Here is a 16,692-nt window from a genome sequence, read left to right as displayed (position 1 = left end):
AATGGAAAACGGGAAGACGATTCGGTTAGCGGTTATTGGCTGCGGCGATATAGCCGTAACCCGCCATATTCCTACAATTGTTAATCATCCGAATGCGGTTTTGGCGGCCTTGTGTGATGCGGATTCAGAACGGCTCAGAAGCTTGGAAGCTCAATACGGAGGTGTGAGGATGACGACGGATTTCCATGAAATCCTGAGCGATCCGACTGTCGAGGCTGTCATTATCGCAACTCCGCCTTGGGTTACTCCAATCATTACCCAAGAAGCTCTTCAGGCGGGAAAGCATGTTCTCTGTGAAAAACCGATGGCTACTGATCTGGAAACGGCGGAAGAAGTCATAGAAACCCAGAAGATAACCGGCAAGCAGCTGCAAATTGGCTTGACGTATCGGCATGGCCCTTTAATGGAAAAGCTTCGAAGCTGGATCGAGGACGGAAGATTAGGCTCTCCCTTGCTCTACCGCCTGGGCATATTCGAAGAACCGTGGAATCCGGTCCGTGATCCAGAGCATTACAAGAGAATTTTTCAGACGATGGCCCACGGATCGCCTTCTTTGCATGATGGAGCTCATGTAGCCGATTTCCTTTATTTTTTAACCCAATCGACAGTTACCCGGGTGGACTCTTTTGGTTTAAGAACGCGGGATGAATTTCCGAGCAGCAATTATGATGTATCGATCATCCGTTTTGCCAATGGAGATATGGCTAAAATCGAAATTGGCTGGTTCTTCCCCAAATTGCCATTGGGTGAATTTGAAGTTGTTGGACCTAAAGGCTATGCCTCGTTTGATCGCTTCAATGGAGCAGTGCAGCTGGTCAGCGAGTCGCATAAAGAAACAGTGGAGCTGGAAGAGGAAATGGCAGCGGTTTGTTTTCGCAGCCAATTAGAGAGCTTTCTAGCTTCGATCTCCGCTGGCAAGCCCTGTATACCCGGTGTAAAGGAGGGATGGAACAGCCTATACTTAACCAAACAAATAGATCAATCTCTGCGCAAAAGTAATGATCATGAATGAGCTGAGCTTACCGCCATCAAGAACATCCTGACTAAGGCAGCAGGAAATTGCGACAACAGGAATTATGCTTAACGGATAAAAGTTGTTGATTTACCCCCATTTATAAGGAGGGATATCCATGTCAAGAAAGCCCAAAGCGCTTGCTTTGCTTTTGAGCATTTGTCTGTTGCTTACTTTGATGACTCCGCAAGGATTCACGCCTGCACATGCCGATTCAAACCAGGAGGAGGAACCCATCTTGTATTCGCGTCCCGGTATAGGAAGCTACTATAATGCGATTTATGGGCAATATTATGGCGGCCAGTCCTTTGTTGCACTTTCTTCAGGGATTACCGAAATTTCCGTCTGGTTAACGGAAGCTGCAGATGCCCCTATTCTGGCGGAAATCAAATCCGATTCCATAACCGGACCAACAATCGGTTCTGTGCTGCTGGCTGAAGGGCAAACTGGCAAAGTTACCGGCTCTTTGGAAACACCTATCCGTGTCAACCCGGACGAAACCTATTATTTAAAAATTTCCAGCCCTGAGAGTACCAGGGGAAGAGTGGATCAACAAGTTCAGGACCCTGAGGTGCAAGGGTATTACAACGGGGGCAGAGGCCATGCCTTAAGTCAACTGGACATGTCCATGGAATTGCTGTTTACTCCGTTGGTCCAGAGACTGACTTATCCAAGCACAGGCAGGGCTTATAATCATGTCCATTCCTCTTTTTATGCGGGAACTTCGTTTACTACTTTGGATCGCAGTATTCGGGAAGCCTCTATCTGGCTGACTACAGCAAATGATGACGCCTTGCTCGTAGAAGTTCGTTCTGGTTCCATGAATGGTACCGTTCTCGGTTCGGCTTCAATTCCTGCTGGTCCGACAGGCAAGAGAACCGCTTACTTTACTACGCCGGTAAGAGTTGCGCCGGATTCAACTTATTATTTGAAGGTGAGCTCCGGGGCTCCCGGGACAACGACCGGTGCTGTCGCGCAGACTAATCCTACTCCAGAAATTCAAGGCTTCTTTGAGCGCGGTGCCAGCCAGTTTGATATGGCTTTCGAATTGGTGTTCGAGCCAGCAACCGGCCCGGATCCGGAATTAGACCCCAAGCTGGAGCCAACGGCCGAATATATCCACAATGTTAATCAGGCATTAGCTTCAAAGACCGACTTTTGGGGCGAGCAGGTGCTTGCTCTTCCCGAAGGCCCGACCTATGATAACGTCAAGGATTTCCTCGTTCCGTTAATGATGATGGGAACGGATTCAACGGTATCAGGCGTATATTACTTGCCTTTCGGCTTGGCTGAGACGAGCGGCGGCGGAGTGCCATACGAATTGACCGTTGCAGATGGCAGTCAAATTTTTTCCGATTCGGTCACAGCAAGACCTGGTCGTAATACCTTATTTTTCGTTGGCGCTGAAGGAACGGAACGAATGGGAGAAGTGATCGCAAGACTTGGCGAGCCGGAGCTGTGGCAGGGGTATTTGCCAGCTCTGCAGACGGAGTATATTGATCGTCAAGGTGTTCGCTACAATCAGGAAATGTTTGCAGTGAAAATACCCGAAACGACTTCTTTAGTCAGCATGATTAAAATTACAGCCAATCGTAACGGAGCAGAGACTTCCTCCGCAACCATAAAAGCACGCTTGAATGATAGCGGATTATCGGTTGATGGCAATCGTTTGGTTGCGAATTCTAATGTGTATATGATGTTCAGCAGCGGCGGGAGCTTTGATCCCTCCTCCTCCGAGCTTTCTTTCGAGCTCGACTTATCAGACGGCCTCGACCATTCTGTATACATGATCCGTTTCAATAAACCATCGCCTTCTCTTTCCCGGCAGGTGGATGAGGTTGGGCATCAGGCGGCACGCGATGCTTTAAAGGTATATTGGGACGGGAAGCTGGACAACGGGACATCGTTCTCCGTACCCGAACCGAGAGTGATGAACGCGATGAAAAACCTGCTTATCCAAAATCAGATACTAACGTGGCGCTATAGTGTAGGGAACGGGTATGAAACCTTTTATCAACCGGAAAGCAGCGATTCGGCGACCACGATGGGGCTATTCGGCTATACGGATATTTACAAGGCGGCACTGCTGAATTTGCTGCCTAAGTCAAAAGGACCCGGGCCGCACCTGTATGAGAATTGGGAGTGGGGTGAAAAAATGACTCACGCTGCCCATTACTATATGCTGACTAAAGACCCGTCTATTTTGCTGGCTCATGAAAACCGGTATGCAGGATATGCTGCGGATTTGAAGTCTCAGATGGAAACGGACCCCAACGGCTTGCTTGAGCCGCAGCGCTACTCAGGGGATATATCCGGACATGTGTATGGCCTGCATCATCAGGCTGTAGCCTGGGAAGGAATGAGAGATTTGGCACGAATATGGGGAGAACTGGGCAAAACCGATCTCAGTGCCGCTTATGGGCCTGCCGCAGAATCCTTGAAAGCAGCTTTAAGAAGTGCCATCAATCAGTCCAAGACGGAATTAAGCGGGGATGCGCTTTTCGTACAGACGATGCTGCTGAGCAATGAACCGGTATATGATCCGGTTACCGCTACGGGCATAGGAAGCTACTGGAATCTGGTAGCTCCCTACGGATTTGTAACAGACGTGTTTACACCCCAGGAAAAACAGCAGCTGCTTACTTATATGCACAATTACGGTTCTATTTTGTTAGGGCTGCTTCGCTTTAACTATTATGGCGTGCCTGTAGGCTCTTATCGCTCGGGCGGGCTCCCTGGATATAAAACACCGGGTGCTGACAATGTCTATGCATTGTCGTATGTGCAATTGCTGTCTGATCTGGATGAAGCCGATCGCATGGTGCTTTCCCTTTATGGAAAATTAGCGCACGGTATGACCCGAAATACCTTTATATCAGGCGAGGGCGATACTTATGGTGTTTATCCCGATGAATATTATCGTTCCATGTATCGTTCGCCGAATAACGCCAATAACAGTCTGTTTCTAAAAACATTAAGACTGATGATGGTCCGGGAAGGAAAAGACGGGAACGGCGTACCCAAACAGCTGTATTTGGGTTACGCCACACCGAGACACTGGCTCGAGGATGGCAAACAGTACTCGGTCTCTAATGCTCCAACCTTATTCGGCCCCGTTTCCTACAGCGTAAGCTCGCATATTAATACCGGACACGTGATGGTGGAGCTGGAAGTGCCTGACCGAGATCCGATTGAAGAGCTGAAGCTTAGAGTACGGGTGCCTGGCGGTCTGCGGATAAGCAGTGTGCAGCTTAATGGAGCGCCATTTACTTCATTTGATTCCGAGGATGAGACTATTGATTTGAGCGGCTTGAGCGGAACCATCCAGCTGCGGGTGAATGTTGAGTAAGAGCAGCATGCTGAAGGAATAGAAAGCAGGTGGGAGAGAATGGCATCATCAATTTCGTGGGAAAGGTATCGCAATTTTATTAATGGGGAGTGGGCCCCCTCTGTCGGGCAGGCATGGATTCAAAGGACGAACCCTGCCAATCAGTCAGAGCGGATAGGTGAAGTTCCGGATTCAACCGCGGAGGATGTGGAGCTTGCGGTAACCGCTGCGAATCTAGCACTGAATGCGTGGCGCAGGCTGGCGGGGGCAGAACGCGGAAACTTGTTGTACAGGGCAGCAGATTTAGTGGAGAAGCATAAGCGTGAGCTGGCCAGACTTGCCACTAGAGAGATGGGCAAGACACTTATGGAAATGACACAGGAAGTAGCCAGAGGCGCAGACATCCTTCGTTATTATGCTGGCGAGGGGATGAGAAAGACGGGGGATGTCATTCCTTCGGCAAACCGCGACCATCTTCTGTTTACCACAAGGGTGCCAATGGGCGTTGCGGCTTTAATAACACCATGGAATTTCCCTGTGGCTATCCCGTTGTGGAAATTGGCGCCAGCTCTCGTATACGGGAATACAGTGATTTGGAAGCCTTCACCTGAAGCGAGCATTACGGCGGTGAAGCTGACCGGGCTCCTTGCGGAAGCTGGCTTTCCTCCAGGGGTCGTCAACCTGGTGCATGGCGGTAAAAAGACAGGGGAGGCTATGGTTTCGCATCCGCGGGTCCAGGCGGTTTCGTTCACGGGTTCCAATGCCGCAGGCAGGCAGATTGCGATTGAAGCGGCACGGACGGGAAAAAAGGTCCAGCTCGAAATGGGAGGCAAGAATCCGGTAATTGTTACCGATAAAGCGGACCTGGACAAATCTGTAAGGATGACGATCTCGGGCGCAATGAAGTCAGCGGGGCAAAAGTGTACGGCAACCAGCAGAGCCATCGTTTTTAGAAGCGTATATGACGATTTCAAGGAGAAGCTCCTTGAGGAAGTAAAGCAAATTACAGTAGGTGACGGATTAAATGAGGCTGCCTGGATGGGGCCTCTCGTAAGCCAGTCGCAATGGGATAAAGTGATGAGCTATATCCGCCAAGGCCTGTCGGAGGGAGCCGAATTGCTGTGCGGCGGCAAGCGGCCGGAGGGAGCTGACTATGAACAAGGCTTTTTTATTGAGCCTACCGTATTTGCAAATGTCACAACCGAGATGACATTAGCACAGGAGGAAATATTTGGCCCTGTATTGGCCCTGATGGTCGTGGATTCGCTGGAAGAAGCACTTCAATTAGCCAATGATGTCCGATTCGGGCTCAGTGCTTCAATATTTACAGAGGATATTCAGGAGGCCATGCAGTTTATACAGGACATGGAGGCCGGAATGATCCGAATTAATGGAGAAAGCGCAGGTGTTGAGCTGCAGGCTCCTTTTGGCGGTATGAAAGCTTCGAGTTCGTATTCCAAAGAGCAGGGAACCGCGGCTATCGAATTTTATACCACAAGCAAAACCGTCACAATTTGCGGATAAAGTGGATTCCGCTATGGAACGTAGCGGAAATCGAATAATGCGAAAATGCCTTTCCAGAATGCAAGGTAACTACAAACCCGCCCGGTAAGCAGCCTAATCTGGCTGCTTTATCGGGCGGGTTTGCTGTGAATGAGCAACCAAGGAACGATAAATAATTTAAAATTATTCATATTAATCACTTTACAATAGTGTGTGACATACACTATAATAAATTCAACAATAATGCTGAATGGATATTAATCAAATCCACATTAGCGAAAGGAGGGGTCAGCTCCATGCCTGATGTAAATGAAACCATCCTAGGATTACTGAGTGAATTAAGAAGGGGCACCATTGTCATCAGCGTACTCAGCCAATTGGGCGAGCCGCAATATGGATATTCTTTAGTAGCTGAGTTGGAGCAGAAGGGGATCTTAATTGAACCGGGAACTCTATACCCGCTTTTGCGCCGCTTGGAGAAACAGCAATTGCTAGAAAGCAGCTGGGATACTAATGATGCACGCCCCCGCAAATATTACATGCTCAGCCCTTTCGGACGAGAGGTCTACAGTGGATTATGCGCGGAGTGGAAGAAGCTTGTAGCTAGTATGGAACACTTGTTAAAGGATGGGGGTCATAAGGATGGAAGCGATTGACAAGTACATTTATGCAGTAACTATACGTCTGCCCCAGAAGCAGAGGGAAGACATTCGTAAAGAGCTAAGAGGCCTTATTGAAGATATGCTTGATGAACGATGCGGGAGTGAACCACCTGGTCCGGAGGATGTTGATGATGTCCTGTTGGAGCTCGGCCCGCCTAATGAAATGGCTGACCGTTATAAGGGCAAGAAAAGATATTTGATCAGTCCCCTCATGTTTGATTCTTACTGGTCGACGGCGAAGGTGGTTCTTGCTTCTGTTTCCATTGGTTTGTCCGTTATTTTCGCAGTAGAGACTATTGTGGAGCCTTTCTCCATCCTGGATCATTTTGTAAAATGGATTGTTTCTCTAATTACGGTTAATGTCCAGGCTTTGGGCTGGGTGACACTGGTATTTGCTCTGATTGATTACTATCGTCCCGCAGATGACGAGATTGAGGACAAAAGCCAGGAGTGGCACCCGCGGGACTTGCCGGATATTCCGGATGCGACCAAGCATATCAAGCTAAGTGAGCCGATAGCAGGAATGGTGTTCATTGCGCTGCTGCTTGTAGTATGCTTTTACTCAGTAGAGTTGGTGGGAGTTTATACATTTAGAGACGGTGTGCGAAATATCATCCCGTTTTTGGACGCGGGTGTTTTTAACCGGTACCTGCCGCTCATTGCACTTGCAGCTGTGTTTGGGCTGCTAAATGAAGGCTTAAAGCTGTTTGCGCGCAAACGGACAGGAAAATTACTAATCTGGAATATCATCTTGCGTTCGCTGAGCGCTGGCGTCCTGGCGATCGTTTTTATAGACGGGTCTATTTGGAATCCGTTGTTTATGGAGCAGCTCGCGGCTTCCGGATTAGTGGCACCCGGCTCCGGCGGTTTTGCTGCTGTTGAACAGCTCTGGAATCAGTGGACCAGGTATTTCATTATTATCATTTTTATCTTTCTCATCATAGATATCGTGACGGAAGCGATAAGATGGTATAAAGCCCGCTAAGCTAAGTAAAACAGTACCTGCGTGTACATGCGCCGTTGTATGGATAGGCACACAAAAGCACCAGTCCGTAGAAGTTTTCTCTACAGGCTGGTGCTTTTACCTGCTGATGGACGCTTTCGATAAGTGCTAAGCCAAGTTAGAGTGAGCAGTAAGAGAATGGCTGCACAACCACTAAATAACAGTTCATAACCGAAAGTATAGGTGAGCAGGAAAAATCCGGCCAATGGCCCGCAGGCGGCACCTAAATCTTGGACAACGGTATAATAGGTGAAAAATTTGACCGTTTCCTCATTGCGTGCACGGTCCGCTGCAATAGCGTCCAGTAAAGTCGTTAAAGCCGTAGAAGCCAAAAGAGCGATTAAACTTATAACAATCCAAACGTATGGCGGAAACGGGAAGGGCAGGAGCAAAAAGCTGACGGCGCCAATGATTAAGGAGCCGATGTACAGCGGAAGCCTGCCCTTCGGCCCATCGGACCACAAGCCAATTTGTTTGGCTAAAAAAGGCTCCCACATCCAGCGCAATCCCTGCAGCCCTCCGGATAAAGCAGCGGCCGTGATGACAACACCCCATAGCTGAACCGATTCTCCGTAATGGTAAACAATAATAGAAGATAAGGTTGCGGTGAATACACCTTGAATTAAGAACGTGATGAAAAATCCGCTGGTCATCACCTGGGCATGACTTCTTAACAGATCCAATCCAGGGAATCCTTTCTTGCGTTCAGCCTTGGGCGGGCGGGCCGGCTCTTTCCGTTTGAAGAATGCAGCCAGTAGAATAGCGCCGGCAGATGACAGCAGCCCGAAGGCAAAGCTTACCCAGGAGAGTCCGAAAACGGGTGTTAACCCGCCGCCGACAAGCATTCCGACCAGGCTGCCTAATCGATATAATCCGTTGTATACGCCCATTTCTTCACCGCGTTTTTTCCGGTCTCCGTACACGACTACTGCAGACAGCCCTCCTATCCTTAAAAAAGACCATGCCAGCCCCCATAAACAACGGAGCACTAGCCATGCCGCAAAGCTGCTCGCCCAGCCGTAGCCGGTAGTCGTAATGACACTGAGGATGATCGCGAACAATAAACCAGTCTTAAGCGGGATTTTATTATACAGCCACCCGACCAAAGGATTAAGGGGTAAGCGCACAAAACGATTAATAGCCAGTAAGATTCCAACCTGCCAGATTCCGTCCAAGCCCGCCTCCCGCCAATAGATGGGGAGAGCAATATAAAGCATGGAATCTCCCAGCAAAGCACATGCTGTGACTAGGGCGATAATGATGATATTGCGGTGGGGCCCTGCCTTCACTGAACTTCCTATTGTAAGCACCTTCTTCTTCATACAGGCTCAGCTGTAAGCCAACTTATTCAACCATCTTACCAGAAAGCTGTCTCATCGTATATGAGCGCTTTGCATAATTCTCATGTTAGAATCTTCATACAGGTTATGATAGACTGACAACAACAGGAGTAAAAACAGTTAAGCCATTTCCGGAAAGGGTGAGATTCATGTGCCGAAATATTAAACCGCTTTTTAATTTTGAACCGCCTGCCAGCGAGGAGGAGATTCAAGCGGCAGCGCTTCAGTTTGTTCGCAAAATCTCAGGATTTACCGCACCTTCGAAAGCAAATGAAGAAGTATTTCATAAGGCAGTGGAGGAGGTTGCGGCAGCAGCCGGTACTTTGCTCAAGGAATTAGTTACTCATGCGGAGCCGAAAAACCGTGAGGTTGAGAAGGAACGGGCCCGTATAAGAAATGAGAAAAGATTTGGCCCTCGCGAAGTGCCTATCCCAGAAAACCGGACGTTGGTATAGTAACCGTTGCAACGGAATAGGGTAGGGAAAGATGCAACCTAATTCCTATTTGTCTTGTTCCGGCAGGTTTTCCAGCTTATTTGGCGAATTAATCAACTATAGTTAATGCTTCTTTAGAAGGCGCGGTAAACAGGAGGGAAGAGGTGCACAGCAAGCCGGCCTAAGCAATGCACAAGCAGGTAAAATAAACGTGTAGCCACCTGAATGCCTGATTGAGTTCAATACATCATGAGAACGGATTCATAAAACCTGGGAGGGATTGAACTTGCCGAATATCCTGGTGAATGATTTGCAGATGTATTATGAACAGTTGGGAAATGGAGAGCCGATTATTTTTTTGCATGGGAATTACTCCCGGGGAATACTAACTTTTGCCAGTCAGATTCTTGACTTTCAGACGAGGTATACTTGTTATTTCCCAGATCTGCGGGGACATGGAAGAACCCGCTGCACCAGCTTGGAATGGAATACCCCGCAGCTGGCTGAAGACATTAGTGCTTTTATGGAGCAGTTTCGTTTGTCCCAAGCTCATTTTATCGGCTACGGTTTAGGTGCGCATGTCGGCTTGTATTTGGCTGTCGATTTTCCTATTAAGGTGGCCAGCTTAACCACGATTGGCACGAGCGGCTTCAGTGATCCGGTCAAGGAGCCAGCAGAAGGTGAATGGCTATTCGAATTGGGCGCAAGGGAGCTTATCCAGCAAATGACGGAGAGGCATCACGAAGCCCATCAAGGCAATTGCTTTGAATTTATGCGGCAGAATGCGAAAAATGAACGGATGTATCCTCAGTTGACCGAAGATCAGCTCAGCGGCATAAGCTGCCCGGCTCTTTTTATTTCCGGCGAGCATGATCCGTTTGTCGGAGAGGAGAAGCTGAAGCGATTATGCACTTTGGTACGCGGATCTGAGGCGCTGATTGTGCCCGGCTGCAGCCATCGGCCGCATATGCTGAGAGAAAATCCAGTGCTGGTCAATGATACGATTCTCGATTTTATTGCCTCGCATCCGATTAGGCTCTCCTATCCTAATCCAAACAATCAATCGATTCGCAATTTCCGATGGGGACACGCCAAAGGCTAGGATATTACCGGCTGATAAAGGATATGATGTTGAAATAACTGAAAAACGGATATTGCACGTTGAACAGCCTATAGTCTATTGAACATTGAAGCTGAAGGGGACTAAAAATGAAAAAACGTGAAAAAGCGAAGCTGCCCACGTATTCGTTGGAAGCTTCGCTTTTTACAATCCGTTTTATGAAATAGCCCCTTTGCATTATAATAAAGATTGCTCAGCGCAAACATCTAGGTTAATTGTACGCTTGGAGGGGACAGCTATGCAGGCTTTAAAGCAATATTTTCAATTCATCCGCCCTTATAAGGCGTACATTTTGATCACGGTGCTGATTGGGATAGTCAAATTTGGCATACCGTTAACGCTGCCGCTAATTATGAAGTATGTGGTTGATATGCTGCTGACGAATCCAGAAATGCCGGTCTCCGATAAAATAGCGAGATTATTCGGCGTTTTGGGGTTAGCGGGGATATTGTTCGTTGTGGTACGTCCGCCGATAGAATATTTCCGCCAATATTTTGCACAAATGACTACTGCCAAAATCCAATACGACATCAGGCACAAGCTGTATGACCATATTCAGAAGCTGTCTCTGCGTTTTTACCAGAATCGCAAAATCGGGGAGGTCATTTCCCGCTTTATTAATGATGTCGAGCAAACCAAAAACATTGTTGAGGTCGGCCTAATGAATATTTGGCTTGATCTGGTCACTTTGACCATTGCTATTGGGATTATGTTCTTCCTCGATCCTATGCTGGCTCTAATTGCTGTAGCTGTATTTCCTTTATACGGACTAAGTGTAAAAATTTTGTACAAGCGATTGAAGCAGCTGACGAAGGATCGCTCTCAAGCCCTGGCAGAGGTTCAAGCTTATCTTCACGAGCGCCTCCAGGGCATTCCAGTCATTCGCAGCTTTACTCTAGAGAAGTATGAACAGGGGAGATTCGCTTCCAAGAACGGGGTTTTTCTAGAAAAATCCATGGATTTGACGCGTTGGAATGCCCTTACCTTTGCGGTTATCAATACGCTAACGGACATTGCTCCGCTGCTTGTCATTGGTTATGGAGGCTACCAGGCGATTCAAGGCAATTTATCTGTAGGCTCGCTCGTCGCATTCTTTGCGTATCTTGAGCGTCTATACTCCCCGCTCGGACGGATTGTCAATTCCTCTACCGTGCTGACCCAAGCCCATGCATCGGTAGAGCGGGTGGTGGAATTTATGAATGAATCTTATGACATCGTGAATCGTCCGGATGCGCGAATCGCGCGAACATTTCGGGGTCATATCGAATACCGCAATGTTTCGTTTGCCTATAATGAAGCAGACCCGATGGTTCTCCGAAACATTCATCTAACAATTGAACCCGGACAAACGATTGCGCTTGTCGGGCCAAGCGGAGGGGGGAAGTCTTCCCTTGTTTCCCTGCTGCCCCGTTTTTACGATATTCGTTCAGGTCAGTTGCTGATCGATGGAATCGATATTCGCGATATGACAATGGAAAGCTTGCGAAGCCAGATTGGCATGGTGCTGCAGGATAATATTTTGTTCAGCGGTACGATCCGGGACAATATTTTGCTGGGAAGAACCGGGGCTGATCCGGATGAAGTGGTCCAGGCTGCGAAGCAGGCAAATGCTCATGACTTTATCATGGATTTGCCCAATGGCTACGATACGGAAATAGGAGAAAGAGGGGTTAAGCTTTCCGGGGGACAGAAACAGAGAATAGCGATTGCCAGAGTGTTCCTCAAGAACCCGAGAATTTTAATTCTGGATGAAGCGACTTCAGCCTTGGATCTGCATTCGGAAGCATTGATTCAGCAGTCTCTGGACAAGCTGGCCGAGGACAGAACCACACTCATAGTTGCTCATCGTTTATCTACCATTACACATGCAGATCAAATTGTACTAGTGAAGAATGGCCAAATATCGGAAAAAGGAACTCATGCCGAACTGATGCAGAATAATGGGGAATATGCCCAATTGTTTAATATCCAGCAGCTGACTCAGGAGAAGGATTCAGAAGACAACTTCCTCTAAGGAATGATAGCAAGCACCGATTTTGCTGTCGAGCCGAAAACATGGAACTTTTGTTCTTTTCAGAAATCAGAAGATAGTGTAACATATGGATGAAACTGGTCTTAAACATGTGGAAACTGAGTTAATATATGGATAATACACATCATTATTCACATCATTATTCTTGATAAGCAGGAGCTGTCATCGCACTAGCAGAATACAAACCAGAGGAATCGGGAGTGATCCGATTGCACTTTCAGGTTATTAAGACTCGGTTGGTCGCATTAATTTCAGTTTATGTAATCGGATGCTCGATTTATTTGGGCAAAGAGCCCCAAGTTCTGCTGCTGTGTTTGCTGGCTGCTTTATTTCTTGTTTGTCACCTTTATGACAGAAAGTTCTGCTGGCTTAAGCCGATTCAGCTGCCTATTTTGGGAGCGTTTCATTTTATCAGCGAATTGAACTGGTGCTTGCTGCTCTACTATATAGTCATTATTAATATGATTTTTAAAGAAGATAAGCTGTACAAATCATTTGCCATCAGCATGCTTATCTTGCTGCAGTATACTCTCATCCGGTTCTTCTACGTACCCCTTAACCCCTATCATATTTTGGTTACGGGCTATGATATGATAGCCGGGGTTGTGCTTGTGCTGGTTTTTTATTTTGTAAACCAATTGCAGTCAGAGAAGCATAAGCTGACCCAGCGCAATACATATTTGGCTAATCATGACCATTTGACAGGACTGCTTAATTATGATGGGTATCTCTCTGCAGTACGGCGGTTGGTTGAGAGAAAACGGCCGTTCCAGCTTGTATTAATTGATATTAACAATTTCAAATCTTTGAACGCTAAGGATACTCAATCGGCGAATGAAATTCTGATTCGTTTTGCAGAAACGATACAAAAAGTGTTCAAGGACCGGATGTTTGGCGCATCCAGGTATGCAGGTGACCGGTTTGCAGTGCTTCTGCCTGTTGCCGTACAAGTCGATAACCAGACTTTATCCTTCAGTGATTTGGGCGTACAGATTACTTATAGCATCACTCAATACCCAAAAGAGGCGGATACCTTTCAGGCTGTCATCTCGACTGCCGAGGACAGAATTTTTCAGATGAGACGCGATTCTTGGCTGGAGAGTCAAGAGGAAATGCTGCGCAGCGAGAAAATGAAGATGGTTGGGCAGCTTGCAGCCGGTATGGCACATGAAATCCGCAACCCGCTTACTGCCATCAAAGGCTTCGTGCAGCTTTCCAAAAGCCAGGGATATAATATTCAGCCTTGGTATGATGTGATCATGGGAGAAATAACGAGGGTGGGGGATCTCACCGCTGAGTTCCTGCAGTTTTCCAAGCCCCATGAGAACAGCATGAGGCTTGCGATTCTGAACGAATGTCTGCAGCGCGTCTATTCGCTGTGTGAGTCTGAGGCAGCTTCTGAAGGCCACCAGCTGCTGCTGACGATGGATGATCAGCAGATTGTGGTCTTTATGGATCCGGATAAGATCATTCAGCTCTTATTGAATCTGATCAGGAATGCATTTCAGGCTATGCAGCAATCCGGAGTAGTCAACATTACGCTCGAATGGGAGCATTCCAGCCGGATGGCGGTAATTATGGTCAGCGATACAGGTAAAGGGATACCTCCCGAGGAGCTTCCCAAAATATTCGATCCGTTCTATACAACTAAAGCAGAAGGGACCGGACTAGGCTTGTCCATCTGCCAAAAGATTGTAGAGGATCACAGAGGAAAGCTTCAGGTATCCAGCCAAGCGGGGCAAGGAACTACATTCACCATCCTCTTGCCGCTCAGCGAGAAAGTGATGGAATTGCCGGTCAGTGAGTCGATATAGTAATGAAATAGCATGAAGCGGTATGGACGAATGCATGCTACTCCTGTGTGATAGGCTCTATACAAGAAGGGGAGTTGTTTTTAACATTTCCGATTGATTTGGATACCGGGTAGGCCTTCCATTTGTCCTCCGCCAGCATACTGGCCATATCTTGCCAATGTCCGATAGGTGTGGAGCGGTCCAGCCATTTGGCTTCACTCGATGGACCGGGCAAAATGACAGGCATCCGGTGATGGATAGGGTCCATCCAGCTACTCGCCGCAGTTGTAACAATAGCGCAGCTGGATTGGCGTTCACCCTCAGGTGTAACCCAGGTGTCATATATTCCGGCAAAGGCAAACAGCTCGCCGTTCGTTTTCATTATGCGCATCGGCTGTTTACCGTGATCCGCGGCCTTCCACTCATAGAAACTGTCAGCCGGGATCAGACAACGCTTGCGTCTGAACGATTCGCGAAAGCTAGGTTTTTCGGCGATCGTTTCGGCGCGGGCGTTAATAACAGGCTTTGGATTTGGCACTTTGGTCCATGAAGGGATAAATCCCCACAGCAGCCTGCCGATTCTCCGGTTGCCTTCATTGTCTTCAATGATCGCCGGGATAAGCTGGCCAGGAGCAATATTGTATCCAGCTTCCAGGCGAAAATGGACATTTCCCAATTCAAATCTGGATAACAACTGCTCCAGGGTTACCGTCAAGGAATATCGGCCGCACATTCTCTTCACTCCTCGTGAGTTCTCTTGCTTTATTGTAGCAAACGATAAGTTGGGCTGCCTAGTTTCTGAGCGGATAGCATCTTTCTCCTTCTCATTTATTATTGGGATTTCCGAATCGTTTATTATTAGGTGATCCGAATCGTTTATTGTTAGGAAATCCGACACCAAGAAATCAATCATATAATAGTCCTTATTAAGGCTCGTAACAGGAGGCTCATAACAGGAATAAGTGCTTGCCCATCATAACTGTGCAGAAGTAGAGGGGAAGAGGGAGACAGGAGAAGCGAAGCGCCCGCCTTCGTCCCCGGATTTCAACCGTTGAAGCGGTTATCATCAAGAACATCTGGGGGTCAACGCTTTCTGGGAGAAAGCGTACTTCGGGAGCATATGCTAACAGCGATCGGAAGTCCCCTCATTCCACGCAGCAGCATCTCTGTTGGAAGTCAAGCACTGATTTTTAGATTGAGCCCTTATTAAACTACTGATTTTTTAGACAAAGGGAGGCTTGGCGGATGTTATGAAAACGGTAGGCTACTTTGTTCGTCATGGCGAAACCGAGTGGAATGTGGAGGGCAAGCTTCAGGGCCATCAAGATTCTCCGCTTACGGCTCACGGTCGTTATCAGGCCGCATGCTTGCAGAGGGTTATGAAAGACGTTCCGCTTAACGCAATATATTCCAGCCCCAGCCGAAGAGCAGAACATACGGCGGAAGTCATTCGCGGGAATCATCCGGTACCGATTAAGCTATGTGAAGAGCTAAGGGAGATTCATATGGGCTCCTGGGAAGGAAGAAGACATGAAGAGCTTCATAAGGAGGCAGCCTTCCAATGCTTTTGGTCTCAGCCGCATTTATTCAAGGCTGTTCACGGCGGAGAAACGTTTGATGAGCTGAAGGAGAGAGTGATCCCTGCAGCTGAGAGTCTGCTCCGCCAACATAAGGGGGATCATATTCTAATTGTCACTCACTCCATCACGCTTAAGATGATCATGAACAGCTTCTTAAACCGGCCGCTGGACGAGCTGTGGAATCCTCCCGTACTTCAACCGGCTTCACTGAGTAAAGTTGTGTGGGAAGATGACAAGGTGCATATTGAGCTTCTTGGGGATATCGCTCATTACTCTCTTGACCGGAAGTCTTCTCGCTAATCATGGGAAACTTCACGTTGAGCACAGTGCGGGAGCTGTCCAGACAGTCGGTGAAAACTGACGGCTGGACGCCCCGTTTTTTGTTGTATAGCAAAAATCTGGTGACGGCTTTGGTCCGGGATTTTTGATAGAGAGTGAGGTGACCATTGCGGGATAGAGGGGGCCTCCGGCCGCTGTAAAAGATTGATTTCTTGATTTGGCAAGAGATATAGCGGACGAAATCAAGCTTTAGACCTTGCGAAGGGGACTTCCTCTAGAAGTATGGAGAAAAAGCGGTCACGCAAGGTCTTCGACGAGGCCAGCCGCGATTGCCACGAGTCCATCCACGAGGTCAGCCACGATTGCCACGATTGCCACGAGTCCATTTGTACGATTCTTCATACAACTAAAGGCATTTTCCGTGCATTTTTGGTGAGTTTGTACGATTCTTCATACAAAATTCCATATTTCCCATGCTCCCAGCGTCATTTTGTATGACGTTTCGTACAAATCTCCGCACCGATTTCATGCAGGTTCCCGGTGCTGATTTCATGCAGGTTCCCGGTGCTGATTTCATGCCGTTTCCCGCACTGTTTTTCATGCTGG

Annotated in this window: 12 protein-coding genes; 10 read left to right on the top strand and 2 right to left on the bottom strand. The window is 47.9% G+C overall.

Translation table 11 applies throughout. From position 1 onward, the window contains the following. Window position 1: 1 nt before the first annotated feature. The 5 genes from PSHG_RS29355 (at window position 2) to PSHG_RS12195 (ending at window position 7,490) form a co-directional block, all read left to right on the top strand. The gene (locus PSHG_RS29355; protein WP_010273138.1) at window positions 2-1,012 is read left to right on the top strand and encodes a Gfo/Idh/MocA family protein; all 1,011 of its coding nucleotides are present in this window, start codon (window positions 2-4) and stop codon (window positions 1,010-1,012) included. 118 nt (window positions 1,013-1,130) lie between these two features. Next, window positions 1,131-4,361, top strand: a complete 3,231-nt coding sequence (locus tag PSHG_RS12210; protein WP_010273137.1) for a hypothetical protein — start codon at window positions 1,131-1,133, stop codon at window positions 4,359-4,361. A gap of 39 nt (window positions 4,362-4,400) precedes the next feature. Next, complete coding sequence (locus tag PSHG_RS12205; protein WP_010273136.1) at window positions 4,401-5,864, top strand: aldehyde dehydrogenase family protein; 1,464 nt, start codon at window positions 4,401-4,403, stop codon at window positions 5,862-5,864. A 275-nt stretch (window positions 5,865-6,139) separates the two neighbouring features. Then, window positions 6,140-6,499 (top strand): PadR family transcriptional regulator, encoded by a 360-nt coding sequence (locus PSHG_RS12200; RefSeq protein WP_010273130.1) that lies wholly within the window; start codon window positions 6,140-6,142, stop codon window positions 6,497-6,499. Continuing rightward, entirely contained in the window at window positions 6,486-7,490 is a 1,005-nt protein-coding gene (locus PSHG_RS12195; protein WP_010273129.1) for a hypothetical protein, read from the top strand. The genes PSHG_RS12200 and PSHG_RS12195 overlap by 14 nt, the downstream gene beginning before the upstream one ends. 80 nt (window positions 7,491-7,570) lie before the next feature. On the opposite strand, the gene PSHG_RS12190 is transcribed toward PSHG_RS12195, so the two are convergent. Continuing rightward, the gene (locus PSHG_RS12190; RefSeq protein WP_210436471.1) at window positions 7,571-8,797 is read right to left on the bottom strand and encodes an MFS transporter; all 1,227 of its coding nucleotides are present in this window, start codon (window positions 8,795-8,797) and stop codon (window positions 7,571-7,573) included. 200 nt (window positions 8,798-8,997) lie between these two features. Here PSHG_RS12190 and PSHG_RS12185 point away from each other — a divergent pair, with 200 nt between their 5' ends. The 4 genes from PSHG_RS12185 to PSHG_RS12170 all read left to right on the top strand — a co-directional run bounded on the left by PSHG_RS12185 (window position 8,998) and on the right by PSHG_RS12170 (window position 14,248). After that, window positions 8,998-9,303, top strand: coding sequence for a DUF2277 domain-containing protein (locus tag PSHG_RS12185; protein ID WP_010273127.1), 306 nt, complete (start codon window positions 8,998-9,000; stop codon window positions 9,301-9,303). Between the two features lie 265 nt (window positions 9,304-9,568). Next, entirely contained in the window at window positions 9,569-10,384 is an 816-nt protein-coding gene (locus tag PSHG_RS27455) for an alpha/beta fold hydrolase (protein ID WP_010273126.1), read from the top strand. 256 nt (window positions 10,385-10,640) lie between these two features. Beyond that, on the top strand, window positions 10,641-12,416 hold the full coding sequence (locus PSHG_RS12175) for an ABC transporter ATP-binding protein (RefSeq protein WP_010273125.1): 1,776 nt from the start codon (window positions 10,641-10,643) through the stop codon (window positions 12,414-12,416). A 227-nt stretch (window positions 12,417-12,643) separates the two neighbouring features. After that, on the top strand, window positions 12,644-14,248 hold the full coding sequence (locus PSHG_RS12170; protein ID WP_010273124.1) for an ATP-binding protein: 1,605 nt from the start codon (window positions 12,644-12,646) through the stop codon (window positions 14,246-14,248). 37 nt (window positions 14,249-14,285) lie between these two features. Here PSHG_RS12170 and PSHG_RS12165 read toward each other — a convergent pair whose 3' ends face one another. Further along, entirely contained in the window at window positions 14,286-14,960 is a 675-nt protein-coding gene (locus PSHG_RS12165; RefSeq protein WP_010273122.1) for an SOS response-associated peptidase, read from the bottom strand. Window positions 14,961-15,477: 517 nt separating this feature from the next. Between PSHG_RS12165 and PSHG_RS12160 the strand changes: the two genes are divergently transcribed. Beyond that, window positions 15,478-16,107 (top strand): histidine phosphatase family protein, encoded by a 630-nt coding sequence (locus PSHG_RS12160; protein WP_010273120.1) that lies wholly within the window; start codon window positions 15,478-15,480, stop codon window positions 16,105-16,107. Window positions 16,108-16,692: the final 585 nt, after the last annotated feature.

Origin of the sequence: Paenibacillus senegalensis JC66 (genome assembly GCF_000285515.1) — a bacterium.
GTDB classification, from domain to species: Bacteria; Bacillota; Bacilli; order Paenibacillales; family NBRC-103111; genus Paenibacillus_L; species Paenibacillus_L senegalensis.
This window is presented reverse-complemented; position numbering and strand designations above follow the sequence as displayed.

Coding starts and splice junctions, on each gene's coding strand:
- PSHG_RS12200 (WP_010273130.1), top strand. CDS start 6,140: ATGCCTGATGTAAATGAAACCATCCTAGGATTACTGAGTGAATTAAGA.
- PSHG_RS29355 (WP_010273138.1), top strand. CDS start 2: ATGGAAAACGGGAAGACGATTCGGTTAGCGGTTATTGGCTGCGGCGAT.
- PSHG_RS12205 (WP_010273136.1), top strand. CDS start 4,401: ATGGCATCATCAATTTCGTGGGAAAGGTATCGCAATTTTATTAATGGG.
- PSHG_RS12165 (WP_010273122.1), bottom strand. CDS start 14,960: ATGTGCGGCCGATATTCCTTGACGGTAACCCTGGAGCAGTTGTTATCC.
- PSHG_RS12185 (WP_010273127.1), top strand. CDS start 8,998: ATGTGCCGAAATATTAAACCGCTTTTTAATTTTGAACCGCCTGCCAGC.
- PSHG_RS12210 (WP_010273137.1), top strand. CDS start 1,131: ATGTCAAGAAAGCCCAAAGCGCTTGCTTTGCTTTTGAGCATTTGTCTG.
- PSHG_RS12195 (WP_010273129.1), top strand. CDS start 6,486: ATGGAAGCGATTGACAAGTACATTTATGCAGTAACTATACGTCTGCCC.
- PSHG_RS12175 (WP_010273125.1), top strand. CDS start 10,641: ATGCAGGCTTTAAAGCAATATTTTCAATTCATCCGCCCTTATAAGGCG.
- PSHG_RS12160 (WP_010273120.1), top strand. CDS start 15,478: ATGAAAACGGTAGGCTACTTTGTTCGTCATGGCGAAACCGAGTGGAAT.